Source organism: Pelagibacterium sp., from assembly GCF_035555455.1.
GTDB lineage: Bacteria > Pseudomonadota > Alphaproteobacteria > Rhizobiales > Devosiaceae > Pelagibacterium.
On record NZ_DATMGM010000007.1, the window covers coordinates 1 to 25,850 of the forward strand.

The window sequence follows — 25,850 nt, forward strand, 5'->3', positions numbered from 1 at the left end:
CACGGACCCGTCACCACGCTCCACCTCGACCATCCGCTGGCGATCGCCATCGAGCACCGGTCGGACCGAAATGCGGCCACTTATGGCGTGGGTGATGCTGGCATAGGAGGTGCCCGGTGCGGTGCAGGCCGGATCGAGGCGCAGCAACTGGGCGAAGGCGGGATTGGCGGAGACCAGCGCCCCGTCCTCATGCCAATGGGCGATGCCGTAGGGCACGGCATCGATGGCCGGGGCCAGCAGTTCGCCGGAGGTTCGGGCAGGACGCTGCTGACGGGGGCGCAGGGAAAGGAACAGGCCGGCCAGCAACAGGGCCAGCATCCAGCCATGACGCAGAGCCACATCGTCGAGCAGCGACAATCCGGGCAAAGCGATCCTGACCTCTCCATAGCCGTCCAGCGGCGCGCTGCCTTCGATATAGGAGTGGAGGGGAGCGGTTGCGGCGGGCAGGTGGGAGAACATCACCGCACCATCGCGATCATGGACCGCAAGGCCAATGGAGTCATCGAGCGCCAGCCCTACGGCCAGCGCCCCAGGGGATAGGTCCTCAAGCGGATCGATCGCGATGCGGGTGGCGGCGAGATTGGCGATGAGGCGGGCACGGTCTTCGATATCGGCCTTGGTGCGAGCGATGTCCCACGCGATGAAACACAGTGCGGCAACGACGGCGGCAACAAGGATGATAAGCGCTGGAAGAGCAGGATCGGTGAGGGTCAGACGATGCCGGGAAAACCCGGCCGCTGCTTTCCCGAATCCCTTGCCGCTGACGCCGGATGTCTCCGCCGAATTCATGCCCGAACCAGCAGCCGGTTCGCGGCTGCCCCCACCAATTTCGTGATGACCGGACTTTGAATCGGTTGAACGACTCTTGTCCATAGGCATTTTTTGCCTTTTGGGCGTTGCGCGGAATTTGTGGAGTCCCCAGAGTCACTTAGCACATGAAAAAATTATTTCCGGTTTGTTAACACTTTCCGCCTTGCCAGATGTATCAGGCAAGCTAACAACGGGATCGCTGTGGCGTTCGGGTGACAGGCCAGCCGGAGCTGATATGATAGCGTGACGCACTGCCTGTGCAGCGACCCTGTCGGAAGGACGGGACGGCCAACGTCCTTGCTTTCGCAAGCGCCTCGCTCCCGGCATCGGCTTGACGGTTCCCGACGGGGAATTTATCAGGCCCGGTCTTGCTGAAATAGTCATCCCAGCCGCTGCACACTTGTGGGAAGGTGTGCGCGGCTTGTGTCGTTTCTCTTCCCTCCGGATATCTGCGATGTTTCGCTGGTTCGAAAGCCTGCTCAACCCCTATCCGCCGCGCCAGCCCGAGCAGCCACCCAAATCGCTGCTGGCTTTCTGCCTGCATTACATGGAAGGGGTGAAGCTGCCGCTGGCCATCATGGCGGTGCTGTCGACACTGGTGGCGCTGGCTGAAATCGCGCTGTTCGGCTTTCTGGGCAACGTCATCGACTGGCTGTCGCAGGCCAACAAGGAAACCTTCCTCGCCGATGAGGGCGTGACCTTGTTCTGGATGGGGCTGTTCGTGCTCGTCGTCGTGCCGTCGCTGGTGCTGGTATCCAATCTGGTGATTCACCAGACGCTGCTGGGCAATTTCCCCCAGCGTATCCGCTGGATGGCGCATCGGTATCTGATCCGCCAGTCCATGAGTTATTTTCAGGACGAATTTGCCGGGCGGATCGCCACCAAGCTGATGCAGACGGCGCTTGCCGTGCGCGAGACGGTGATGAAGCTGCTCGACGTGCTCAACTACGTCATCGTCTATTTCATCGGGGCGGTGGTACTGGCGGCGATGAACAATGTGTGGCTGGCCCTGCCATTCATCGTGTGGGTGGTCGCCTATATCGTCCTGCTGCGCATCTACGTGCCCAAGCTGGGCAAGATTTCCGAACTTCAGGCCGACGCGCGCTCGATGATGACGGGGCGGATCGTCGACAGCTACACCAACATCGCCACGGTCAAGCTGTTCTCCCACTCCAGCCGCGAGGAAGACTATTCGCGCGAGGCGATGGATGAGTTCCTCGATACCGTGCACGGCCAGATGCGCTATATCACCGTCCTCAATCAGGGCATCACCATCCTCAACGGGCTGCTGCTGTTTTCGGTCGGATTCGTGGGGATCTGGCTGTGGCTGGGCGATACCGTCAGCGCTGGTGCGGTGGCGGCGGCGGCCGCGATCGTGCTGCGGTTCCAGGGCATGAGCCAGTGGATCATGTGGGAGATGTCGGCGCTGTTCGAAAATATTGGCACGGTGCGCGACGGCATCAACTCGCTGTCGCTGCCCGCCATGGTGGCCGATGAGCCCGACGCGCCTCGTCTGGGTCGGGTCAAGGGCGACATCGTTTTCGACGAAGTTGCTTTCAACTACGGCATGAAGGGCGATGACAGCACCACGCGGATCATCGAGGGGCTGAACCTGCATGTCCGTCCCGGTGAGAAGATCGGTCTTGTGGGGCGGTCGGGTGCTGGCAAATCCACCATCGTCAACCTGCTGCTCCGGTTTTACGACCGCCAGAGCGGCCATATTCTCGTCGATGGAACCGACGTGGCGACGGTGGCGCAGGACTCGCTGCGCGCCAATATCGGCGTGGTGACCCAGGATACCTCGCTGTTGCACCGCTCGGTGCGCGAGAACATCAAATATGGTCGCCCGGATGCGACCGATGCCCAGATGATTGCCGCAGCCGAACAGGCTGAGGCTCATGAGTTCATTCTCACGCTGGTCGATGCGCAGGGCCGCACCGGTTACGACGCCCATGTGGGCGAACGGGGCGTAAAGCTCTCCGGCGGCCAGCGCCAGCGCATCGCTATTGCCCGCGTGCTGCTCAAGGACGCGCCCATCCTTGTGCTCGATGAGGCCACGTCAGCGCTCGACAGCGAAGTCGAGGCGGCGATCCAGAGCCAGCTCGACAAGCTTATGGACGGCAAGACAGTGATCGCCATCGCCCACCGGCTGTCGACCATCGCCGCCATGGACCGGCTGGTGGTGCTCGAAGAGGGCAGGGTGATCGAAGAAGGCACCCACACCGAACTGGTGGAGCTGGGTGGCACCTATGCAAGGCTGTGGGCGCGGCAGTCAGGCGGCTTTATCGATGCCGATATCGATGACGTTGCGGCGCAATAGGACGGCTGTCTGCGGGCGGGGCGTATGATGGTGGAACGATACCGGTGACCGGCGATTAACGACACAGGCGGACTTGGCGCTTAAGATATATCTTGACATAATCTGGAGTTATCACCACTTTGTCCGGCATGAAGCAAGAAACCGCCAGCCTGCCCGTCCGCATTTCCCGTCTGTTCGAGACCTGGATCGATCCGTTCCGTCCGCGGGACGACTTGCAGCCGCCGGGCAATATCTGGGCGTTTCTCTGGCATTATGTGAGCCAGGCAAAGGCGCCCTATCTGTTGCTGATGGTGACCGGGGGGCTGGTGGCGCTCTTTGAAGCGCTTTTTTTCTATTACATGGGCCGTCTGGTCGATCTGCTCGACAGCGGCAGTGCCGCCGAGGGCTGGGGCGGGCTGGTCGCTGGGCATGGCGCCGAGTTGTGGATCATGGCCGCCGTGGTCGTTTTGGGGCGGTTCCTCCTGCCGGCGGTCAATGCGCTGGTGGAAGAACAGACCATCGGGCGCGGGTTCACGTCGCTGGTGCGCTGGCAGACCTATTCCTATGTCGCGCGTCAGTCGATGCGCTTTTTTTCCGATGATTTCTCCGGTCGGCTGGTCACCAAGGTCAGTCAGGTCGCCGGATCGCTCAACGATTTCGTGGCCGGTGTGCTGCAGATCGTCTGGTTCCTGCTGATCTATACCGGAACCACGCTGGTGCTATTTGCCCAGCTCGACTGGCGCATGGCGGTTCTGGTGGTCGTGTGGATCGGTATCTTTGCGCTGCTGGCCTGGTATTTTGTGCCCAGGATGCGCCAGCGCGCTGCCGATAACGCGGAGGCCGCCTCGACCCTCAACGGGCGGGTGACCGACAGCTTTTCCAACATCCAGACGCTGCGGCTGTTTTCGAGTTCCGACGAGAATGACCGCTATGTGCGCGGCGGGTTCGAACGGTTCCTGTTTGCGTCGACCCGGCTGGCCCGGATGATAACGGGCGTGCGCGCTGCGCTCGGGTTGCTGTCGGCCATCATGGTCATCGCCTTTGCCGTGCTGGCCATTCATCTGTGGAGCACTGGTGCGATCACCGTTGGTGCGGTGGCCTTTGCGCTCAGCCTGATCCTGCGGCTCAACATGATGCTGGGGCGCCTGATGGGGCAGCTCAACGGGCTGATGCGCCATTTCGGTGTCATCCAGAATGCGATGGAAACCGTGGCACAGCCGCTGGAGTTGACCGACGCCCCCGACGCCAAGCCGCTGGTGGTCACCGACGCCGGCATTCATTTCGAAAATATCCGCTTTCATTACGGGCGCGACAGCGGGGTGATCGAAGGGATCAACCTCAATGTCCGGCCCGGAGAAAAGATCGGGCTGGTCGGCCATTCGGGAGCGGGAAAATCCACGCTGGTCAGCCTGTTGCTGCGCTTTTACGATCTGGAAAGCGGGCGCATCCTGATCGACGGGCAGGATATCTCCAAGGTGACCCAGGAATCGCTGCGCGCCAATATCGGCGTGGTGACCCAGGACACCGCATTGCTGCACCGCTCGGTGAAGGCCAACATCCTGTTCGGCAAGCCCGGCGCGACCGAAGAAGAAATGATCGCCGCCGCTAAGGGGGCCGAGGCGCACGAGTTCATCGCGCAATTGCACGATCATCGGGGCCGTAGCGGCTATGAGGCACAGGTCGGCGAGCGGGGCGTAAAGCTCTCCGGCGGCCAGCGCCAGCGTATCGCCATCGCCCGCGTACTGCTCAAGGATGCACCGATCCTTGTGCTCGATGAAGCGACGTCTGCGCTCGACAGTGAGGTCGAAGCGGCGATCCAGAGCCAGCTCGACAAGCTCATGGACGGCAAGACGGTGATCGCCATCGCCCACCGGCTCTCGACCATTGCCGCTATGGATCGGCTAGTGATCCTCGAACATGGCCGGATTGTCGAGGAGGGCACTCATGAGGCGCTTCTGGCCAAGGGCGGTCCCTACGCACGGCTGTGGGAGCGCCAGTCGGGCGGGTTCCTTGGCCTCGACGAAGAGGCTGCCGAATAGACCCTCTTGCCGGACCCAACCGTTCCGCTTAGCCTTGGGACCAAGTGTTGCGGTACAGTCAGGGCGTTCTCCGGGGTATTCGGTCGGTGGCCTAGCAGTGACCGCTTATGTGTGGAGTTGCTCCGATGAAGCGGTCTCGCGTCAATGAGATCATTTCCGAGGCCGACCAGTTCATCCGGTCCTTCGGTTACGTGCTCCCTCCTTTCGCATACTGGTCCCCGGCGGAAATGAGGGATCGGCGCGCCGATATGGACGCGATCGTCGAGGCCGGGCTGGGCTGGGACGTCACCGATTACGGCCAGGGCGATTTCGATACCTTGGGCTTGTTCCTCTTTACCGTACGCAACGGGCGGGCCGCCGATCTGGCGACCGGGCGTGGCATGCTCTATGCGGAAAAGATCATGATCTCGCGCCGCGATCAGGTCTCGCCAATGCACCGGCACACCATCAAGGCCGAAGACATCATCAATCGCGGTGGCGCGGCTCTGGCGCTCCAGCTCTACAATGACGATGGCACCGGGGCGGGGATCGACACCACCGGCGATGTGACCGTGTTCACCGATGGCATCCGCCGGGTGCTGCCCGCCGGTGGCATTCTTGAGCTTGCGCCCGGCGAGAGCGTGACGCTGCTGCCGGGCAACTGGCATAAATTCTGGGGCGAGGGCGGAGACGTGCTGGTCGGTGAGGTCTCGACCGTCAATGACGATGCGACCGACAACACCTTCCTTGACCCGATCGGGCGCTTTTCGACCATCGAGGAGGATGCCGAGCCGACCCATCTGCTGGTGTCTGACTATCAGGCATGGTTCGATCCGTCCGGACGGGAACTCGAAACAGAGGCCTCGTCATGATGCGAAAATCGCTTGCCGTTCTCGCCTGTGCCGCCGCGCTTGCAATATCGGCCTGTGCGCAAACGACAGAAGCAAAGTCGGATTCAGTGGTTGTTGAAACATTTGTCGAGGGGCTGGAATTCCCCTGGGGACTGGTCTTTCTGCCCGATGGCGGAATGTTGGTGACCGAACGGCCGGGAACCTTGCGCCACGTCACCGCCGACGGCCAGCTCTCCGGCCCCATCGCCGGAGTGCCCCAGATCGATGCGCGCGGGCAGGGGGGACTGCTCGACGTTGCACTCGATCCCGCTTTCGCAAGCAATCGTCTCGTCTATCTCAGCTTTGCCGAACCGGGCGAGGGTGGGACCAATTCCACGGCGGTGGCGCGCGGCGTGCTCAGCGATGACCTGACGCAACTGAGCGAACTCGAAGTGATCTTCTCCCAACGGCCCAAGCTGCCCTCGACGCTGCATTACGGCTCGCGCCTCGTTTTCGACGCTGACGGCTATCTGTTCATCACCACCGGTGAGCGTTCCGAAGCCGAATTCCGCGTGCAGGCGCAGGACCTCGGCTCGCATCTGGGCAAGGTGATCCGCATCCTGCCCGATGGCACCGTGCCGCAGGACAATCCGTTCGTCGGAACCGATGGCGCCTTGCCGGAAATCTGGAGCTATGGGCATCGCAACATGCAGGGGGCGGCTCTCCACCCCCAGACCGGCCAGCTTTATGTGTCCGAGCATGGGCCGCGCGGCGGCGACGAACTCAACAAGATTGTGCCGGGCGGCAATTATGGCTGGCCGCTTCTGACCGAAGGGACGGAATATTCCGGGGCTCCGATCAATCCGCCAGCGGCGCTGCCCGACGATCTGGTTGCCGCCGAACGCACATGGGTGCCGTCTCCTGCACCGTCGGGGCTGATGTTTTATACCGGCGAGATGTTTCCCCAGTGGCAGGGCGATGCCTTTATCGGCGCGCTGGCCGGGACCAATCTCATCCGTGTCGATTTCGACGGCGAACAGGTTGTCGGCGATGAGTTCCTGTTCGACCGTTTCCCGCACCGGGTGCGCGACGTGATCGAGGGACCGGACGGGGCGATCTATCTTCTTATCGACGCGCAGGACGGACAAATTCTGCGGTTGAGCGCCCCGTGACGATGCGCTAAGCAGGCCGCGCATCGGGGGAGCCGGTGCCCGGGACCAGGTGCCCGGAGCGGAATCGAACTCGCACAGGGTGAGAGGCATCCTTGCTGGTCCCGCGCATATGGGGACGTTTCATGTTCGCCAGAATTTTCATCATGGCCGCGCTGGTTGGCGCTGGCCTTTCTGCACCTGTCCATGCGCAGGATGTCACCCTGCGGCTGCACCAGTTCCTGCCCATGACCGACAGCGTACCACGTGAGGGGCTGATCCCCTGGGCGGAAGCCATCGAGGCGCAATCGGGCGGGCGCATCAAGGTCGAGTTCTACCCGTCGATGCTGCTTGGCGGTGCACCGGCCAATCTGTTCGATCAGGCCCGCGATGGCGTTGTCGATCTGGTGTGGACGGTGCTGGGTTATACGCCGGGCCGTTTTCCCAAATCCGAAGTGTTCGAGATGCCATTTCTGGTCACCGACGGCGAAAGTACCTCGCGCGCCTTCCAGCGCTTTGTCGAAGAAAACGCTATGGACGAGTTCGCAGGGGTCAAGCTGATCGCCGTCCATACCCATGGACCGGGGCTGTTCCATTCCCGTCGCCCGATCGAAACGCTGGAGGATCTGCGGGGGATGAAAATCCGGGGCGGGTCGCGGGTGATTTCGGCGATGCTTGCCGATCTGGGGGCAGAGCCCATCGGCATGCCGGTGCCGCAGGTGCCCGAAAGCCTGACACGTGGCACCATCGATGCCACCACTATCCCCTGGCAGGTGACACTGGCGCTGCGCACCAGCGAGATCGTCTCCAACCACACCCAGTTTTCCGGCGATCACGGGCTCTATACCCAGACCTTCGCCTTTGTCATGAACCAGGCGGCCTATGACCGGCTGCCCGCAGACCTCAAGCATGTGATCGATGCCAACGCGGGGATCGAATGGGCCGGACGCTTTGGCGCGGCCAATGATGCCGATGATCTGGTGGCGCGCGATGCGGCGATGGCACAAGGCAACGCCATCGTCACTCTCGACGCCGATGAAACCGCGCGCTGGCGCGCCGCCGCGCAGGTGACCATCGACCACTGGTTCGCCGAAGCGCGGGCAATGGGCGTCGATGGCGAGGCGCTGTATGCCCGCGCGACCCAATTGGTGGCCGAAGAAAGCCAAGAACCGGGAGCCTGATCGCGCGCAACGCGTTAGTGTGGGCTAATTTCATTCCAAAGGGCGAGGGTCCAGTCTCCGTGTCCAAGCTTTCCGACAAGCCGATCCTTGAGGTGCGTATCGCCGAAATCCGCGATATCCCCGAAATCATCAAGCTGACCCAGCGGGTCTATCCGGAGGAAGGGCCCTACCTGCCCGGAACCATCAGGGGGCAGATCAACGCCTTTCCCGAAGGGCAGTTCGTCTGCGTCTATGACGGCCAGATCGTGGGCTATGCGGCAACGCTGCAATTGTCGGAAAAGCAGATTTTTCGCCAGCACACCTGGGAGAACATCACCGGGGCGGGCTATGGCAGCCTGCATAACGCCAAGGGCGAATGGCTCTATGGCGTCGAGGTGTGCGTCGATCCCGGACGCCAGCGCAACAGGATCGGGCGGCGGCTTTACGAAGCGCGTCAGCGGCTGTGCGAAGAGCTTTGGCTCAAGGGCATAGCCTTTGGCGGACGGCTGCCGGGCTATCGGCGCAACAAGAAGGACTACCCTCGCGCCAGCCAGTATTTTCAGGCGGTGCGCGATCGCGAGGTGCGCGACCCCGTCGCCAGCTTCCAGATGAAGATGGGCTTTGAGCCCGAAATGCTGCTGCGCAACTACCACCCGGACGACAAGGCCTCGGGGGGACATGCGGCGCTGATGGTGTGGCGCAATCCGCGCTATGACGAGGAGGACGAAGCCCGCCCGGCCCACCAGCGCAGCCGGGAGACGGTGCGGATCACGACGGTTCAGCTCGAAGCACGCCGGTTCGAAGATGCCGACGCCTTCTTCGCCCATATGCAATATTTCGTGGAGGTCGCCGCCGATTACGCTTCGGACTTCGTGGTCTTCCCCGAACTGTTCACGCTGATGCTGCTTTCAAGCGAGCCCGAGCAAGCGCCCCACGACGCCATTCTGCGATTGACCGAATATACGCCGGAATTCATCGACCGGATGCAGGCCATGGCGCTCAAGTGGAACATCAACATCATCGGCGGCTCGCACCCCACCATCACTGAAGACGAAGACATCCAGAACGTGTGCTACGTCTTTTTGCGCGACGGCTCGATCCACGCGCAGGAAAAGATGCACCCGACCCCCGACGAACGCGACTATTGGGGGATCGTCGGCGGGGACACCGTGGACGTGATCGATACCGATTGCGGGCCGATCGGGGTGATGATCTGTTACGATAGCGAGTTCCCGGAAGTGGCGCGCAGGCTCGCCGATCAGGGCGCCCGCATCATGTTCGTTCCCTATTGCACGGACACGCGGCAGGGACATCTGCGGGTCAAATATTGCAGCCAGGCCCGCACGATCGAAAACCAGTGCTTCGTGGTGACCTCGGGGATTACCGGCAACCTCGCCAACGTGGACAATCTCGATATCAACTACGCCCACTCGGCGATCTTCACGCCGTGCGATATGCCGTTCGCGCGCGATGGCATCGCCGCCGAGGCCAGCGAGAACGTCGAAATGGTGATCGTTGCCGATCTCAACCTGTCCACCCTGCAATGGGCCCGTTCGCACGGCGCAGTGCGCAATCTGCGCGACCGCCGATTCGACCTCTACCGCGTCCGCTGGAAGGACGGCGGGTAAGAGGCGGGGCCTATGGCGCGGGTTGGTCCACGTTGAACATCCACTTGACGCCGAACCGGTCGCGCAACATTCCAAAGCGCCTGGCCCAGAAGGTTTCAGCAAGGTCCATCTCAACCGTGCCCCCGTCCTTGAGCGCAGCAAAAGCGCGGTCGGCTTCCTCGGGCGTTGTGAGGTGAACGGCAATATAGGTGCCGGCAAAGTCGTTGGCGGTCGCCATCGGCGCGTCCGAACCCATGATCACCGCATCGCCGATCCGCAGGATGGCGTGCATGATCTTGTCCTGCATGTCCGCAGGAACATGTTGGGCCGAGGGCGTGTCCTTGTGGGCGGTCATCCCCAATTCGCCGCCAAACACCGACTGATAAAGCGTAAAGGCTTCCCGGCATTGGCCGGCGAAGTTCAGATAGGGGTTGATCCTCATGCGAATGCTCCTTGGTCAGTTAAAAAACCTTGCGATATCAAATGATAAAGCCAAGTTCCGGATTCCGTTCCTGATGGATTTGACTCAGTTCCTGAGCCCGTTCACATCGATCATGAACCCGATTGCGCCACATGAAAACCCGCTTTCGGGCTGGCTGCCTGCCGACACCGGCGCCAAATAATCAGGTCCCTAATTGCTCCAGACTGTCGAGATGGGCCCGGATATGAACCGCCTCGGCGGTGGTGTTGGCGCGGGCGATAGCAAGACCGAAGGCGGTGCGTGCCTCGTCAATCCGGCCCAGATCCTTGAGCAATCCTCCGCGCAGGCCGTGAAAATAGAAATAATTGCCCAGAACGTCGGAAAGAGGTTCGATGAGATCGAGCGCTGCCTGTGGGCCTGCGATCCGCGATACAGCCACCGCGCGGTTGAGGGTGATCACCGGCGAGGGCTGCAGGGTTTCGAGTGTGCGATAGAGCAATTCGATTTGCTCCCAGTCAGTGTTTTCGGCCCGGTCGGCGCGCGCGTGCAGGGCCGCAATTGCTGCCTGAATCTGGAAGATGCCGGGCCGCCGATGGCGCATGGCCTTGTCGATCAACGCCAGCCCTTCGGCGATCATGTCCCTGTCCCAGAGACCGCGATCCTGATCATCGAGCAATATGATTTCACCATTCCCATTGAAGCGGGCGGCATCGCGCGAATGCTGGATGAGCATCAGGGCCAAAAGCCCCATCAGTTCGGGCTCGGCTGGGAACAGTCCGAGCAGCAGACGGCCCAGCCGGATGGCCTCGACGGCAAAGGTGTTTGTGTCGGAACGCTCGCCGGAGGAGCTGTAGCCCTCGTTGAAAACGAGATAGATCATCGCAGCCACCACGCCCACCCGCTCGCTGCGCTCCACCGCATCCGGCGTCTGGAACCGTGAGCCGGATTTGGCGATGCGCGCCTTGGCGCGGGTGATGCGCTGTTCCATCGCCGCCTCTGAGACGAGAAAGGCACGGGCGATCTGGGGCACCGTCAGCCCGGAAACGATGCGCAGGGCGAGAGCCATCTGCTGGGTTGCGGGCAGATCGGGGTGGCAACACACAAACAACAGGCGCAGGATGTCGTCACGATAATGGGCCTCATCGATGCGGTCGGCGATGTCGGTCTCGGCGTCCGAAGTGTCGGATATCCGCTCTTCTTCTGGCAGCGTATCGAAGCGGGCCTGCTTGCGGATGGCATCGATGCCCGAATTGCGGCCCACGAGGATCAGCCACGCCGCGGGGTCGCGGGGAGGGCCGTTACGGGGCCAATTGCGCAGCGCGCGCAAGGATGCCTCCTGGAACGCTTCCTCGGCCATGTCGAGGTCGCGGAAATACCTGTAGAGCGCGGCGATCGCCCGGGGGCGTGCGCCAGCCAAGGTCAGGCCGATCCAGTTGGCATCCTTTTCGTTCATGTGGGCATGGCTCCGGGAAAGAAATCGCGCACGGGCCGGATTTCATAGCTCCCCCCGCCCGGGTTGGCCTCGGCGAGATTGCGCACCACCTGAACCACCTCTTCGAGGCTTTCCGCGTCGAGGACATAGAACCCCAGGAACTGTTCCTTGGTTTCGGCGAAGGGCCCGTCGAGCACCAGCGGTTCGCCCGCTGTCTTGCGCAGGGTTGTTGCAGCGGTGGTAGGCATCAGCCGGGCCACCGGGCCCATCTTGACCGCTTCCACCAGTGGTTTTTGAACGGCAAGCAGGTCGGCCATCACCTTGTCGTCATGGCTTTTGGACCAGCCGCTGACGGCGGCTTCATCGTTATAACAAAGGATTGCATAGAGCATGGCCGGGTTCCTTTAAGGCAAGGACGTGCCCGGACCCCGGTTTCCGACAGGGCCCGGTTTGCGTCGATTGAGGGGATAAACAGTGCATCCATCGCGTGCGATGCGCCAGTGCCCACGTGCAACCCTCTGGCCGGTGGCGCATTGCACCATCGCTGATGGCAGCACGGAGGAAACGCCATGACACTCACCCGCGCCGAAATCGAGGAGCTCGCAGGTCCGCTCGATAATCAGTTGATGGCCGAGATCGCCGCAATCGATGCGACCGCCGCCGATCTTGCCCGGGCGCTCGCCTGGCTGGAGGCCGATGAAGCCCTGATCAACGATGGCAATCACTTGCCCACCGGCAAGGTTGCCGAACTGATCTCAATTCTGGAAACAGTGGATGATGACGAGGGCTATTTCGTGCCGGATTCATCTGCTGCGGAAAATCTGACATAAAAGCGGTACTGGACAACGGATACAAATTCTAGTGAGGTGGGTGCCCTTTCCCAGCGCGTTTGCGCACCACTATTGCTTGTCCGAGCGGGTTCATGTCGGCGAAATTCAAGTCATTCATCAGCGATCTTCTTGCTCAAATCGATGTTCAAATAGGTGGATCCCGTCCCTGGGACATTCAGATCCACGATGAGCGCATCTACAATCGCATCATGACGCAGGGCTCGCTGGGGCTCGGCGAGGCTTACATGGATGGCTGGTGGGACAGTGAGGCTGTCGACCAGTTTCTCTATCGGGTGTTGACCGGGCAACTGCACAGCAAGATCAAGTTCGATTTCGCGCTGGCGATGCTGACGATTAAAGGGATCGTGCTGAACCCGCAGCGGCTGCGGCCCAGGGAAGTCGGCGAGAAGCACTACGATATCGGCAACGATCTCTATCGGCGCATGCTCGATCCGCGCATGATCTATTCCTGCGGCTATTGGCGGGAAGCCGATACGCTCGATGCGGCTCAGGAAGCCAAGCTTGACCTGATCTGCCGCAAGATCGGCCTCAAGGAAGGCATGCGCATCCTCGATATCGGATCGGGCTGGGGCGGGTTGCTCAAGTTCGCTGCGGAGCGCTACGGCGTTTCGGGTCTGGGCATCACCGTGTCGCGCGAGCAGATGGCCTTTGCCAACGAAACGCGGGGCGATCTGCCCATCGAAACGCGGTTGATGGACTATATGGACCTTGATGGCCAGTACGATCGCATCGTCTCGGTCGGCATGTTCGAGCATGTGGGCTACAAGAACTATCGCCCGTACTTTTCCAAGATCAACGATCTTTTGACCGAGGATGGGCTGTTTTTGCTCCACTCCATCGGTGGTTCCCTGACCCGCCGGACCGGCGAGCCCTGGATCGAGAAATATGTCTTTCCCAACGGGATGATCCCGTCGCCCAAACAGGTGACCACCGCTGTCGAAGGCAAGCTGGTGATGGAGGACTGGCACAATTTCGGCACCGATTACGACCGCACCCTCATGGCGTGGCATGCCAATTTCGAAGCGGCCTGGCCGGACCTGAAAGAAACCTATGGCGAGCGCTTCTATCGCATGTGGCGCTATTATCTTCTGTGCTGCGCCGCGGTCTTCCGCGCCCGGTGGGTGCATTTGTGGCAGATCGTCTATTCCAAGGACGGCCTCAAGGGCGGCTATCGCTCGATTCGCTGATCAGATCCCCGCGCCATTGACCGGGCACGACCGCCCCGATCGCGATTTCGGCGTCGCGGGAACGCCATGCTCAACTCCATGATATCCGTGGGAGTCTTTTCCGCCTCTGTCGGCAACTTTAATCGCCCAATCCTCGCGGCTTTCTTGGCCATGAGCGATAGTGAGGTACCCATTTCTCCTGGAGACCTCCCATGCGTCTGGCCTTTGCTGCCTTTGCCGTCGCCGCGACCCTTACCGCGCCGACCTTCGCCCAATCCGAGATCACCCCGCTGGTCAGTGCCGACTGGCTCACGGCCAATGCAGGCGCCGAAAATCTCGTGATTCTCGACATTCGCGACAATATCGAGGGGACCGATCTCGGCGCTCTTCCCTATATCGCCAACTCCGTGGTCGCGCCCTATGCCAGCGCCGGCTGGCGCACCGAACTCGACGGCGTGCCGGGCATGACCCCGCCGATCGACGAGGTCACCGCGCTGATCGCCGGGCTCGGCATCGACGATGACGACCACGTGGTGATCGTGCCCTGGGGCACCGATTCCTCGGAGATCGGCGGCGCGACCCGGGTGTACTGGACGTTCAAATATCTCGGCCACGACGAGGTTTCGATCCTCGATGGCGGCTGGCGTCAGTACGATGCGGTTGGCGGCGAGCGCGTGGCTGAACTGGCTCAGCCCGAACCGGCCCTATTCACCGTCGATCTTCAAGAACACCTTCTAGCCACCACCGATGACGTTCTGGCTGCGCTCGAAAGCGGTATCGCGCTGGTCGATGGCCGCCCGGTCGAGCAGTATGAAGGCCAGTCCAAGAGCCCGGTGGTTGCCGCCCTCGGCACCATCCCCGGTGCGGTCAACATCCCGCATTCGAACTTCTACAGCGCTGACTACGCCCGCTTCGCCCAGCCCGAAACGGTTGCCGCGCTGATCGAGGCAGTGGGCATCGGGTCCGGCGAGGAAAACATCAGCTTCTGCAACACCGGCCACTGGGCTTCGGTCGCCTGGTTCGGCCTCTCGGAAATCCTCGGCAACAAGAACTCGTCGATGTATGACGGCTCCATGGCCGAATGGACGCAGGACCCTTCGCGCCCGATCCAATAACCGGGTGGCGCTCCTCTCCGACGTTGCAGATGCCCCGGGTCCGGGGCATCTGTTTGTCGAATTATTGAAAGATTGAAATGTCCGACATCGCCCTTGATCGTCCCAATTATCTTCCCAAGGCCGTTTCCGACCGCGCGCCAACGCTGGTCGCCGCCCTCGGCCTGCTGATCGGTTTCATTGCCATCGCCATTCTCGTTGATCTGCGTCAGGCCACCCTGTTGGCCATCGGCGGCGGGCTGGGCGCGGCGCTCTATCACGGCTCATTCGGCTTCACCGGCGGCTGGCGTCGCATGGTGGTGGAAAAGCGCGGCAGGGCCATGCGGGCCCAGATGCTGATGATCGGCGTCGCCGCCGTTGCCATGATCCCCTTGCTTGCCGCAGGCAGTCTCGGCGGCCAGCCGCTGGTTGGCGCGCTTGCGCCGGTGGGCGTTTCGGTGCTCGTTGGCGCTGCGATCTTCGGGCTGGGCATGCAGCTTGGAGGAGGGTGCGGCTCGGGGACCCTGTTCACTGTGGGTGGCGGGTCCTCGCGCATGCTGGTCACGCTGGTGTTCTTCATCGTTGGTGCCGTGATTGGCACCGCTCATCTGCCCTGGTGGCTCAATCAGCCTGCTCTGCCGCCGATCGATATCGGACGTGAACTCGGGGTGGGCTTTGCCATCGCGGTGACCATTCTCGGCCTGGCGGTCGTGGCTCTGATCACCGCCCTCGTGGAAAGGCGGGCGCACGGCAATCTTGAACGGGGGCCGGCGCCGCGCCGTCCGGGCTGGTCCTGGCTGCTCTATGGTCCGTGGCCTCTGGTCGGGGCCGGGCTGCTGCTCGCCATCCTCAATGTGACCACACTGCTGGTTGCGGGACACCCATGGTCGATCACCTATGGGTTTGGCCTCTGGGGCGCAAAGATTGCGGACGCCGTAGGCATTCCGGTTGCGGGCTGGGAGTTCTGGACCTGGCCTGCCCAGGCACAGGCGCTGTCGAGCTCAGTATTGGCCGACAACACCTCCGTGATGAATTTCGGCATCATCCTCGGCGCGGCACTGGCGGCAGCATTGGCCGGCAAGTTTGCGCCAAAAGTCAAAATTCCGTTTGCCTCGTTTCTGGCCGCAGCCATCGGCGGTATCCTGATGGGGTACGGGGCGCGCCTGTCGTTCGGGTGCAATATCGGCGCGCTGTTTTCGGGCATCGCCTCGGGCAGCCTGCATGGCTGGCTGTGGTTTGCCGCCGCTTTCGTTGGCTCGCTGGCCGGCATCTGGGCTCGCCCGCTTTTTGGACTTGATGGATTGACCAGGAAATGACCACAGGACGTAACACTTTCTTGTTCGGGGCCGCCCTGGCGGTCGGAACCGTGGCCATTGTCGCCGATCATGTCACCCATCCGGTGCCGCGCGCGGCGAGCGTCAGCGTAGCCCGCAGCGCTGGCGGCGCGGCCCCGTGTGCCGCTGGCGCGCCTTGCGCTGCGGGAGCGCCAATTGCTGCGGCGCCCTGCGCTGCCGGGGCACCGGTTGCCGCGCCGTGTGCGGCTGGCGCTCCGCTTGCCGCTCCCCCGCCACCTCCAGCCGCTCCGGCCCAACCCGCAAGCCAGCTTGCCGCGCCGCCGCCGCCACCCGCACCCCTGCCGCAGGCCAGCACGCCGCAACTTGCCGCGCCGCCACCGGCACCTTTGCCATTGCCGGAGGGGGCGACCGAGGCACCGGACCTCGTGGTGGCAAGATGAGTGAATCCCGCGACCGGGCGCGACAGGAGCTCGCCTTCTGCGAGAGCGTGCTCGCCAAGGGCGGGCTCACCATCCTGACCGAAACCTTGCGGGATGCGTCCGACCTTTCGGTCTGGACGCATTACCCCAAGGATGACGTGTTCGATCCGCAAACCGGCGCGCAGTGGTTTTACCATTCCCACCCTGCCGACGATCCCGAAGGGGCGACCGAGCATGGCCATTTCCATTGCTTCGTGCGCCCCAACGGCACCAGCGGGCCGATCCACCACCTGATTGCCGTGGGGGTCGATCCCTACGGCAAGCCCCTGAGGTTGTTCACGGTCAACCGCTGGGTGGTTGGTGACGACTGGCTCGCGGCCGAGCCGACCATTGCGCTGCTGGAGCGCTTCGATTTGCACATGCCGCGCCCGTCCTATCTGGTCAACCGCTGGCTGACGGCGATGATCGCTGCCTATGAGGACGAGATCAGCGCCCTGATCCACCGCCGCGACACGGTGCTGGCTACCCATGCGAGTGGAGAGATCGACGCCGCCCTCGATGACCGCGCGCTGGAAGTGATTTCGGAGTTGCGGCTAGAGTAAGTCCTGATCCGACTGAAGCGGCGGGGCCGGGCTTTTACGAAGTCCGCTACATTTTGCAGGAAGGTGCGCGGACACTAGCGGTCCATGATTTCCTAGTGAACATGCTGCAGGAAATCACGTAGCCGTGGGTTTTCCGGATGATCGAGCAGGTGGGCAGGGTTGCCATCCACAGAGATCTTGCCGTTTTCCATGAAGATCAGCCTGGTGCCGACTTTGCGGGCAAACGACATTTCGTGCGTAACGACCACCATGGTCATTCCTTCCTCCGCCAGTTGCTGCATGACCCGGAGCACCTCATGGCGCAGTTCCGGGTCCAGCGCTGACGTCGGCTCGTCGAACAGCATCAGCTTGGGTTTGACGGCCAGCGCCCGGGCGATGGCCACGCGCTGTTGTTGCCCTCCGGAAAGCTCGGATGGATAATGATGGCCGCGGTCGGCCAGGCCGACCTTGGCCAACAGGTCCTGTGCCAGTGCGTGGGCCTCTTTTTTGGCGAGCTTGCGGACCTGGCGCGCGCCAAAGGCCACATTTTCCAGCGCGGTCATCTGAGGAAACAGGTTGAACTGCTGGAACACCATCCCGGCTTCCTGGCGGATCATGCGCACCCTGGAGCGCCCTTCTTTCACGCTAACGCCATCAACGATCAGATCGCCACCATTGATGGTCTCCAGCGCATTGATGCAGCGCAGCAGCGTGGACTTTCCTGACCCCGATGGGCCGATCAGGACCACGACTTCACCCGCGTCAATGGTCAGGTCGACGTCCCTGAGGACCGTCAACGCCCCGAAAGCTTTGGTAACGGATTTGAATTCGACCATACTCATAGGATGCGCATCCTCTTTTCCGTGATACGGAGAACCACTGTCAGCATGCCCGTCATGATCAGATACAGGATCGCCACCGCCGACCACACTTCGACTGCGCGAAAGGTGGTCGACATGATATCCTGGCCTTGCCGGGTCAATTCGCCGACGCCGATGACGATAAACAGCGAGGTGTCTTTCAGGCTGATGATGAACTGGTTGCCGAGCGGCGGGATCATGCGCCGGAAGGCCAGCGGACCGACGATATAGAACAGCACTTTCCAGTTCGGCAGACCAAGCGCCAGCCCGGCCTCGCTCAGTCCCTTATGCACCGATAGCAGCGCGCCGCGCACGATTTCGGCGATATAGGCTCCGGCATTGATCATGATCGCCGTGATGGCGGCCGATAGCGGGTCGACCCGGATATTGGCCAGCATGGGCAGGGCGAAATAGATGAACATCACCTGCACCAGCATTGGGGTGCCGCGGATGATCTCGATATAGACTAGGGCGATTGCGTTCAGTACCGGGCCGCCATAGGCGCGCATGACGCCAGCAGCGACGCCGAGCGTCATGCCGCCAGCCAGTCCGATAAGCGTAATAATGATGGTGAGCCGCGCGCCGCCGAGCAAAGTCGGCATCGCCTCCACGACTACGGACCAGTCGAAATCCATCTTCGCCTCCTTTAGGGCGGGCCGGACAGCACCCGCAGACCGGCACAGGCCTGCGGGTGCCTCAGATCAATTGGCCGGCGGGTCGGCGTCGAACCACTTGCGATAGATTTCGGCATAGGTGCCGTCGCTCTTGATCTGGTCCAGCGAAGCGTTGACGCGGTCGCGCAGATCGCTGCCTTTGGGAAAGGCAATGCCATAATCCTCTGCCTGCATGGCCTCGCCGACACCCTTCACCTTGCCCTCGCCATTCATCTTGATGAAATAGAGCACGTTCGGCTTGTCCTGCAGCGAGGCATCGGCCCGGCCTGTCATCACTTCGAGATACGCGTTTTCGCCATTGGGAAAGAGCCGCAACTCGGCGTTCGGGAAATGCGTTTTGGCATAATCCTGTCCCGTCGTTCCGGTCTTGACCGCAATGATCGTGCCGTCCATGTCGGCGCCACCGGTCAGCTCGCTATCGGCCGGCACCATGAACAGGAAGTCGCTTTCGTAATATCCATCGGAGAAGTCGACCACCCTGGCGCGCTGCTCATTGATGGTCATCCCCGCAATGGCGGCCTGTACCTGGCCGGTCTGCAACGCCGGAATGATGCCGTTGAAATCCATCGGTTGCAGCGTATAGGTAATGCCTGCATCTGCAGCGATCGCATCCCAGATATCGATATCGAAGCCGACCATCGCGTCGCCATCCTTGAAGTGGAAGGGCACGAAGCCTGAGCCTGTGGCAACGATAATATCTTCGGCCTGGGCGGCGCTGCTCAGCAGCACGACCGCCAGGCAGGCCGCCTTGAGCATTTTCGTGATTGGTCTCGCCATACTCTATCCTCTCCCATTTTTGCATGGTCGGTGGGGACACCGGTGACTGCGCCCCGGCTCGACCGACCCTTTCGTTCCGACACGCCTGCTGCCATTTCGGTGCAGACTTTCAGCGGACGAAGCAATATTATTCACCTCACCAGAAGAAAGGCGCTCTTTTACAGGGTGGCCAATGCAACTTTGTTTCGTTTTAAGAGGGTGATGTGAATAAAAAGTCAGCTCTGATGACGTTCGATCTCGATCGGCTGGATATGGCCATCCTTCAAGTGCTGCAAGTGGACAACAAGACCCCGCAGCGCACCATTGCCGAGCGGGTCAATCTGTCTGCCCCCGCCGTCCAGCGGCGCATCAAGCGCATGGAGGCGAGCGGTGTGATCCAGGCCAATGTCGCGCAGATCGATCCAGCCAAGGTCGGCCGTGCCATCACCTTGTTTGTCGAAGTGGAAATGGAAAGCGAGCGGGCCGAGCGGTTCGACGCGGCCAAACGCTCCTTTGCTGACGCCCCCGAAGTGCAGCAATGCTATTATGTGACCGGAGAGGCCGACTTCATCCTGATCGTCGTCGTGCGGGCCATGGCCGACTATGAAGCCCTGACGCGCAAGCTGTTTTTTGAGAACAACAATGTCAAACGCTTCCGCACCTTCGTATCCATGGAGCGTGTGAAGGTCGGGCTGACCGTGCCGCTGGAGTGACGGCGCCCGCGCAACAAAAGTCAGGAACTGGCGGCGGCAACGAAGCAAACTTGCACGGCACCCGGCATAATGCAGCGCATTTATCTCCGTGTTTGAAATAGCATTTCGTCAGACCTTGTGAATTCACGGAAGCTGCCGATGTCCGCCACGCCCTATCTGTTCAATTCCATGCCGCACCATCGCCAGACGCTGGACCCGCAGGATGCCGAGATGCTGAGTCTGGCGGCTGTCGACCGCGTGGCGCAGATTCTGGCGCTGCGCGACAATAATGCCCCGACGCCCCTCCATAGCCTGCCCGGACTGGCGGCTGAACTGGGCCTGGCGGCGCTGCATGTGAAAGACGAAGGGTTTCGTCTCGGGCTGGGTTCCTTCAAAGCGCTTGGCGGGGCCTATGCCCTGATGATCCTGGTGCTGGAAGAAGCGGCGCGCCGGCTTGGCCGCGACGTCGCTATTGCCGAGCTGACCTCGGATGCGGTGCGCGCCATTGCCGCCACCATGACTTTCGCCTGCGCCACCGATGGCAATCACGGTCGTTCCGTCGCCCAGGGGGCGCAATTGATGGGGGCCCGCGCCGTCATTTTCGTCCATTCCGGGGTCAGCGATGAACGGGTCGCCGCCATTGCCCGCTTCGGCGCCGAGATGGTGCGCGTGCCCGGCAATTATGACGACTCGGTTGCGGAAGCGACCCGCGTTGCAACCGAGCGCGGCTGGACGATTTTGTCCGACACCTCCTGGCCCGGCTACGAATATATTCCAGGTTTGGTGGCGCAGGGCTATACCATTATGGTCCGGGAAATTCTTAGCAGCCTGCAGGAGGCTCCAACCCATGTGTTCTTGCAGGCGGGGGTGGGCGGTTTCGCGGCAGCGGTCAGCGGGCATCTGGCCATCGCCCTCGGCGCCGACGCGCCGCATGTGACCGTGGTGGACCCCGAACGCGCTGCCTGCCTCTACCAAAGCGCCAAACTCGGCCACACCGTCAGGCTGGATGGGGGGGAGCCGACCGTCATGGCCATGCTGGAATGCTACGAGCCCTCCCTGGTCGCCTTCCGAATTCTTGAGCGCGTGGCCGACGGCTTCATGACGGTCGACGAAGCCAGCGCGACGGAGGTGATGCGGCGCCTCGCCAACCCGCACGCCGGTGACCCGGCTGTGGTGGCCGGTGAAAGCGGCGGCGCGGGACTTGCCGGGGTTATGACCGTCTTGCGCGATCCGGCGCTGGCCGCCAGCATCGGTCTGGGCCCACAGGCCCGCGTGCTGGTCATCAACACCGAGGGCGCCACCGACGCTGCCCTTTATGAACGGATCGTCGGACGCAGTCCCGAAGCGGTGCTTGCGGGAGGCTTGGCATGACCCCCATGATCGATGCTGCCCGCTTGCTCAGCCGGCTGCAACAATTGGGAGCGACGGGACGCGACGAGGCCGGGCGGCTGTGCCGTATTGCCGCCAGCGACGCCGATCGGGACGGGCGCGACCTCTTGTGCCGGTGGTTGGCAGAGGCCGGGCTGCGCATTGAGATCGACCGGATCGGTAATATCCATGGCATCTGGCAGCCGGACGGCGCGACCGGCGATCCGGTCGTCATGGGCTCGCATATCGATACCGTCATCGATGCCGGCATTTATGACGGCTGCTACGGCGTCTTGTCCGGTCTCGCCGTGATCGAGGCCATGCAGCAGGCCGGCCTTCGCCCCGCGCGTCCGCTGGCTGTCGTTGCCTACACCAATGAGGAAGGGGTGCGGTATGCCCCGGACATGATGGGGAGCCTGGTGGCCGCCGGCGGATTGGCCGCCGATGCGGCGCTGGCCGTTATTGGCACCGATGGCACGACGCTCGGCGCAGAGCTGGAGCGGATCGGCTATGCCGGGCCGCACGAGCCGGGGTTCATCAAACCGCACGCCTATGTGGAGTTACATATCGAGCAGGGACCGATCCTGGAGGCGGAAGGATACGCGCTGGGCGCCGTCGAAAACCTGCAAGGCATTTCCTGGCAACAGGTCACCATTGGCGGCTCCGCCAACCATGCCGGCACGACGCCAATGACCCTGCGGCGTGACGCCGGCGTTGCCGCCGCGCGTGTGCTGACCTTTCTCGACCAATTGGCCCGCCAGACGCCCCACGCTGTGGCGACGGTGGGCACCATCGGCTTTGAGCCCAACGCCATCAATGTCATTCCCTCCACGGCCAGTTTCACCATCGATCTGCGCAATCCCGATGAGGAACGCCTTAAAAGCCAGGAGGCGGCCCTCGGCGAATTTCTGGCCGAGTTGGAAGAGGAGGGTTTCTCGGTGACAACCGAACGCCTCGCCCGCTTCCAGCCGGTGATTTTTGACCCCCGGATCGTCGCCTCGATCGAGAAGGCGGCTGCGGACCGGCAATTGCGCTGCCGCCGCATGACATCGGGGGCGGGGCACGATGCGCAGATGATCGCGCGCATCGCGCCGGCGGCCATGATTTTCGTGCCCTCCCGAGGGGGCATCAGCCACAATCCGGCGGAGTTCACCGCCGATAGCGATCTCATCGCGGGGGCCAATATTCTCTTCGATGTCGCCAGGAGCCTCAGTCAATGACCATCCCCAACGACCTACAGGCCCAGATGACCGCCTGGCGGCGCGACCTGCATGCCCATCCCGAATTCGGTTTCGAAGAAAACCGGACTGCGGCCTTTGTCGCCGCCACTTTGCGCAGCTTTGGCCTTGAGGTCGCCGAGGGGGTGGGCGGGACTGGTGTGGTCGGCACGCTCAAGCGCGGCACCTCCAACCGCGCCATTGCCTTGCGCGCCGACATGGACGCCCTCAGGATAGTCGAGGCGACCGGGGCCGATTGGGCCTCGACCACGCCCGGCTTGATGCATGCCTGCGGCCATGACGGTCATACCGCGATGCTGCTGGGCGCAGCCCGGCTGTTGGCGGAGGAGGGCGGCTTCGATGGCACCGTGCGCTTCCTGTTTCAGCCCGCCGAGGAATGGGGGCAGGGCGCGCAGGCCATGCTGGATGACGGCTTGCTGGAAAATTTCCCCTTCGACGAGATTTATGGCCTGCACAACATGCCGGGATTACCTCTTGGCCATTTCGAGACCCGTCCCGGCGCGATCATGTCGGCTGAGGATCTTTTCGAGATCACCATCCAGGGGCAAGGTGGTCATGCGTCCAGGCCCGATTGGGGGCGCGAGGCCATGGTGCCGGCCTGCGCGCTGGTGCTGGAACTCCAGACCATCGTTGCCCGCCGCCTCGATCCCGCTGAAATCGCCGTCGTTTCGGTGACCGAGCTGGTGACGGACGGCACGCGCAATGCGCTGCCCAGCGAGGCGCGCGTCTCGGGCGACTGCCGCAGCTTCCACCCCGAGGTTTCCGCCCGTATCGAAGCCGAAATGCGCCGCATCGCCCGCGGCATTGCCGAGGGGCACAACGTCGGGATCGAGGTGAACTACACGCGGGAATTCGTGCCGACCATCAACGATGCCGCGCTTGCCGAGGCGATGATGGCGGCGGCAAGGCCGGTGTCCGAGCAGGTCGCGCTGCGCGCCGCGCCCATGACCGCCTCCGAGGACTTTGCCCGCTTCCAGGCCCACGCCCCCGGTTGCTTTGCCTTTATCGGCAATGGTGAGACCTGCCCCCCGCTGCACCACCCCGGTTACGATTTCAACGACGCCGCCCTCGGCCATGGAGCCCAGGTTCACGCCGCCATCGCCCGGAGCCGACTGCCGGAGGCGTAAGGAGAGTGCTGGTTCGGCAACCGCTGCCGGGCGTCAATTCTGCTATCGATTCCGCAATGGAGATGCCGATCACCATTGGTTGCGGCCACGATCCGCACATCGAGCTTTTCCGCGCCTAACTACTATTCCGTCGCACCTTGCCTGGTCCCGACGGGCTTCATATCGTCGATGTGCAGGTCTATAAGATCGGCAAGATTGTTTATCCCGCAACTCTTTGGGCCCAGGCGGCCCCGCTTCGGTATGCTTGCGGAGTAAAAGATAGCGGCTTGATAATACCTTGAAAAATAGCGAAAAACCATGATGAATCAAGCACGTAGGTTTTCCGTCGCGCCCATGATGGATTGGACGGACCGCCATTGTCGCTATCTGCATCGGCAGTTGTCGGCGCGGGCGCTGTTGTACACCGAGATGGTGACCAGCGCGGCGCTGGTGCATGGCGACGCGGAGCGACTGCTGGCCCGGGATGCGTCCGAACACCCGGTTGCCGTGCAGTTGGGCGGGTCCGATCCGGCAGAACTGGCGAAAGCGGTCTCGATTTGCGATCGTTTCGGCTACGATGAAATCAATCTCAATATCGGCTGCCCTTCGGATCGCGTCCAATCGGGGAAGTTTGGGGCTTGCCTGATGGCTGAGCCACAGCTTGTCGCCGAATGCCTTTCGGCCATGCAGGGCGCCACCGACACGCCGGTCACCGTCAAATGCCGCATCGGTATTGACGATCAGGACACCGAGGCTGACCTCAATCGTTTCATCGATGCCGTGGTGCCGACCGGCATCGCGGCCCTTTATGTCCATGCGCGCAAAGCCTGGTTGAAAGGCCTTTCCCCCAAGGAAAACCGCGAGATTCCGCCGCTTGATTATGAGCGTGTTTATCGGCTCAAACAGCGGTTGGGCGATTTCCCCGTGGCGATCAATGGCGGCATTGCCACGCTCGAAGCGGCCTCAGCCCATCTGGTGCATGTCGACGGTGTGATGCTGGGCCGCGCCGCCTATCACGAGCCGATGCTCTTGGCCGGTGTCGATCGCGTCATTTTCGGTGACGAGGGTGAACAGCCGACACTATCGGACATCGAAACGGCGATGAGCGAATATGCGGAGCGTGAACGGGGCAAGGGCACGCGCCTCAACCAGATAACCCGGCACATGCTTGGGCTGGCAACAGGACTGCCGGGAGCGCGGCGGTTCCGTCAGATATTGTCCGTGGAAGCCTGCAAGCCGGGCGCCGGTCCGGAAATCATTGCTGCTGCCTTTGCCGCCCTTGCGCGTCAGGAGCAATTGGCAGGGTAGTCGGTGCGGCGCGCCGCTCTAATCCGCTCTAGTCGTGCAACTCCAGCGAATCCTGGCTCACCGTGTAGCGCGACAGGGTTTCAAGGAACGTCATGCCCAAAAGCGACGTGTCCAGCGCGCTGTCTTCCACAACGAACGCGCGGACATTGCGCCGCACGATATTGCCAACCTCGATCTGCTGAAGCCGCACCGGCGCGGCGCGGCCAGTCCCGTTGGCGGTTTGCACCGGCACGGTATAGCGCAGGTCGGCGGTGTCGATGCCTGCGGTTTGTGCATCGCGAACCGAGAGCACAACGGCGCTGGCCCCGGTATCAAAGATCATCGGTACAGGTTCGCCGTTGATCCGGGAATCGATCCTGAAGCTGCCGCCGAACGAGCGGGAGACGTGTACGTTTCCGGTCTGTGGATCGACGAGGGCGACCCCCGGTTGCAGCGCGCCCATCACACGTTGTCCGACCCGTTGAAGCTCGCCACGATAGGTGTATCCAACGATCAGAGTCGCGCCGATCGCCATCCAGACGACGAACCCCGAGACGATTTCCCCCAGCCGGTGCCGCCGGCCCACCAGCGCGCTCGCCACCAGCGTTCCGATGATAACCAGCGGAATGGCGCTGGCCGTCTGCGCTTGCGTCAAACCAAGAATCGCACCCGCGTCGGCGCTGATGGCCAGCGCAAGGGCGGCGGTGATCACAAGGGCAAAAGCAACAAACAGCATGAGAA

Annotated in this window: 25 protein-coding genes; 17 read left to right on the forward strand and 8 right to left on the reverse strand. The window is 62.4% G+C overall.

Annotation, left to right across the window (positions count from 1 at the left end):
- Positions 1-873, reverse strand: an 873-nt coding sequence (locus VNS12_RS01115; protein WP_325485996.1) for a hypothetical protein, incomplete at its 3' end; no start/stop codon positions are given.
- Between the two features lie 391 nt (positions 874-1,264).
- Here VNS12_RS01115 and VNS12_RS01120 point away from each other — a divergent pair.
- The 6 genes from VNS12_RS01120 to VNS12_RS01145 all read left to right on the forward strand — a co-directional run bounded on the left by VNS12_RS01120 (position 1,265) and on the right by VNS12_RS01145 (position 9,893).
- Complete coding sequence (locus tag VNS12_RS01120) at positions 1,265-3,130, forward strand: ABC transporter ATP-binding protein (protein WP_325485997.1); 1,866 nt, start codon at positions 1,265-1,267, stop codon at positions 3,128-3,130.
- Between the two features lie 128 nt (positions 3,131-3,258).
- The gene (locus tag VNS12_RS01125) at positions 3,259-5,148 is read left to right on the forward strand and encodes an ABC transporter ATP-binding protein (protein WP_325485998.1); all 1,890 of its coding nucleotides are present in this window, start codon (positions 3,259-3,261) and stop codon (positions 5,146-5,148) included.
- A 125-nt stretch (positions 5,149-5,273) separates the two neighbouring features.
- On the forward strand, positions 5,274-5,999 hold the full coding sequence (locus tag VNS12_RS01130) for a D-lyxose/D-mannose family sugar isomerase (RefSeq protein WP_325485999.1): 726 nt from the start codon (positions 5,274-5,276) through the stop codon (positions 5,997-5,999).
- Positions 5,999-7,129 (forward strand): PQQ-dependent sugar dehydrogenase, encoded by a 1,131-nt coding sequence (locus VNS12_RS01135; RefSeq protein WP_414693039.1) that lies wholly within the window; start codon positions 5,999-6,001, stop codon positions 7,127-7,129. Before VNS12_RS01130 ends, VNS12_RS01135 begins: the two co-directional genes overlap by 1 nt.
- A gap of 122 nt (positions 7,130-7,251) precedes the next feature.
- Positions 7,252-8,286 carry a TRAP transporter substrate-binding protein gene (locus VNS12_RS01140; protein ID WP_325486001.1) on the forward strand — a complete coding sequence of 345 codons (1,035 nt, stop codon included), beginning with the start codon at positions 7,252-7,254 and terminating at the stop codon, positions 8,284-8,286.
- Positions 8,287-8,345: 59 nt separating this feature from the next.
- Positions 8,346-9,893: a carbon-nitrogen hydrolase family protein gene (locus tag VNS12_RS01145; RefSeq protein ID WP_325486002.1), complete on the forward strand. Its 1,548-nt coding sequence runs from the start codon at positions 8,346-8,348 to the stop codon at positions 9,891-9,893.
- Between the two features lie 10 nt (positions 9,894-9,903).
- Here the strand turns inward: VNS12_RS01145 and VNS12_RS01150 are convergent, their stop codons facing one another.
- The 3 genes from VNS12_RS01150 to VNS12_RS01160 all read right to left on the reverse strand — a co-directional run bounded on the left by VNS12_RS01150 (position 9,904) and on the right by VNS12_RS01160 (position 12,117).
- Positions 9,904-10,314 (reverse strand): VOC family protein, encoded by a 411-nt coding sequence (locus tag VNS12_RS01150; RefSeq protein ID WP_325486003.1) that lies wholly within the window; start codon positions 10,312-10,314, stop codon positions 9,904-9,906.
- A 181-nt stretch (positions 10,315-10,495) separates the two neighbouring features.
- Positions 10,496-11,746 carry an RNA polymerase sigma factor gene (locus VNS12_RS01155; RefSeq protein ID WP_325486004.1) on the reverse strand — a complete coding sequence of 417 codons (1,251 nt, stop codon included), beginning with the start codon at positions 11,744-11,746 and terminating at the stop codon, positions 10,496-10,498.
- Complete coding sequence (locus VNS12_RS01160; RefSeq protein WP_325486005.1) at positions 11,743-12,117, reverse strand: YciI family protein; 375 nt, start codon at positions 12,115-12,117, stop codon at positions 11,743-11,745. Before VNS12_RS01160 ends, VNS12_RS01155 begins: the two co-directional genes overlap by 4 nt.
- 177 nt (positions 12,118-12,294) lie before the next feature.
- On the opposite strand from VNS12_RS01160, the gene VNS12_RS01165 reads away from it, so the two are divergent.
- From VNS12_RS01165 to VNS12_RS01190, 6 genes are all read left to right on the forward strand, one after another.
- Positions 12,295-12,555 carry a hypothetical protein gene (locus tag VNS12_RS01165; protein WP_325486006.1) on the forward strand — a complete coding sequence of 87 codons (261 nt, stop codon included), beginning with the start codon at positions 12,295-12,297 and terminating at the stop codon, positions 12,553-12,555.
- 92 nt (positions 12,556-12,647) lie between these two features.
- Complete coding sequence (gene cfa, locus VNS12_RS01170) at positions 12,648-13,763, forward strand: cyclopropane fatty acyl phospholipid synthase (protein WP_325486007.1); 1,116 nt, start codon at positions 12,648-12,650, stop codon at positions 13,761-13,763.
- Between the two features lie 191 nt (positions 13,764-13,954).
- Positions 13,955-14,857: a sulfurtransferase gene (locus tag VNS12_RS01175; protein WP_325486008.1), complete on the forward strand. Its 903-nt coding sequence runs from the start codon at positions 13,955-13,957 to the stop codon at positions 14,855-14,857.
- A gap of 77 nt (positions 14,858-14,934) precedes the next feature.
- Complete coding sequence (locus VNS12_RS01180; RefSeq protein ID WP_325486009.1) at positions 14,935-16,149, forward strand: YeeE/YedE family protein; 1,215 nt, start codon at positions 14,935-14,937, stop codon at positions 16,147-16,149.
- Positions 16,146-16,568, forward strand: a complete 423-nt coding sequence (locus tag VNS12_RS01185; RefSeq protein WP_325486010.1) for a hypothetical protein — start codon at positions 16,146-16,148, stop codon at positions 16,566-16,568. Before VNS12_RS01180 ends, VNS12_RS01185 begins: the two co-directional genes overlap by 4 nt.
- On the forward strand, positions 16,565-17,149 hold the full coding sequence (locus VNS12_RS01190; protein WP_325486011.1) for a DUF6969 family protein: 585 nt from the start codon (positions 16,565-16,567) through the stop codon (positions 17,147-17,149). The genes VNS12_RS01185 and VNS12_RS01190 overlap by 4 nt, the downstream gene beginning before the upstream one ends.
- A gap of 92 nt (positions 17,150-17,241) precedes the next feature.
- On the opposite strand, the gene glnQ is transcribed toward VNS12_RS01190, so the two are convergent.
- From glnQ to glnH, 3 genes are all read right to left on the reverse strand, one after another.
- Positions 17,242-17,970: a glutamine ABC transporter ATP-binding protein GlnQ gene (gene glnQ / locus VNS12_RS01195; protein WP_325486042.1), complete on the reverse strand. Its 729-nt coding sequence runs from the start codon at positions 17,968-17,970 to the stop codon at positions 17,242-17,244.
- Positions 17,967-18,623 carry a glutamine ABC transporter permease GlnP gene (glnP, locus tag VNS12_RS01200; RefSeq protein WP_325486012.1) on the reverse strand — a complete coding sequence of 219 codons (657 nt, stop codon included), beginning with the start codon at positions 18,621-18,623 and terminating at the stop codon, positions 17,967-17,969. The genes glnQ and glnP overlap by 4 nt, the downstream gene beginning before the upstream one ends.
- 66 nt (positions 18,624-18,689) lie before the next feature.
- Positions 18,690-19,439, reverse strand: coding sequence for a glutamine ABC transporter substrate-binding protein GlnH (gene glnH, locus VNS12_RS01205; protein ID WP_325486013.1), 750 nt, complete (start codon positions 19,437-19,439; stop codon positions 18,690-18,692).
- Positions 19,440-19,663: 224 nt separating this feature from the next.
- Between glnH and VNS12_RS01210 the strand changes: the two genes are divergently transcribed.
- The 5 genes from VNS12_RS01210 (at position 19,664) to dusA (ending at position 25,130) form a co-directional block, all read left to right on the forward strand.
- Entirely contained in the window at positions 19,664-20,131 is a 468-nt protein-coding gene (locus VNS12_RS01210) for an Lrp/AsnC family transcriptional regulator (protein WP_325486043.1), read from the forward strand.
- A gap of 138 nt (positions 20,132-20,269) precedes the next feature.
- Positions 20,270-21,481: a diaminopropionate ammonia-lyase gene (locus VNS12_RS01215; protein WP_325486014.1), complete on the forward strand. Its 1,212-nt coding sequence runs from the start codon at positions 20,270-20,272 to the stop codon at positions 21,479-21,481.
- Positions 21,478-22,698 (forward strand): Zn-dependent hydrolase, encoded by a 1,221-nt coding sequence (locus tag VNS12_RS01220; RefSeq protein ID WP_325486015.1) that lies wholly within the window; start codon positions 21,478-21,480, stop codon positions 22,696-22,698. The genes VNS12_RS01215 and VNS12_RS01220 overlap by 4 nt, the downstream gene beginning before the upstream one ends.
- Complete coding sequence (locus VNS12_RS01225; protein ID WP_325486016.1) at positions 22,695-23,843, forward strand: amidohydrolase; 1,149 nt, start codon at positions 22,695-22,697, stop codon at positions 23,841-23,843. The genes VNS12_RS01220 and VNS12_RS01225 overlap by 4 nt, the downstream gene beginning before the upstream one ends.
- A 297-nt stretch (positions 23,844-24,140) precedes the next feature.
- The gene (gene dusA / locus VNS12_RS01230; RefSeq protein ID WP_325486017.1) at positions 24,141-25,130 is read left to right on the forward strand and encodes a tRNA dihydrouridine(20/20a) synthase DusA; all 990 of its coding nucleotides are present in this window, start codon (positions 24,141-24,143) and stop codon (positions 25,128-25,130) included.
- 28 nt (positions 25,131-25,158) lie between these two features.
- On the opposite strand, the gene VNS12_RS01235 is transcribed toward dusA, so the two are convergent.
- A complete protein-coding gene (locus tag VNS12_RS01235; protein ID WP_325486018.1) occupies positions 25,159-25,845 on the reverse strand; it encodes a retropepsin-like aspartic protease family protein in 687 nt (228 codons plus the stop codon).
- Positions 25,846-25,850 lie beyond the last annotated feature (5 nt).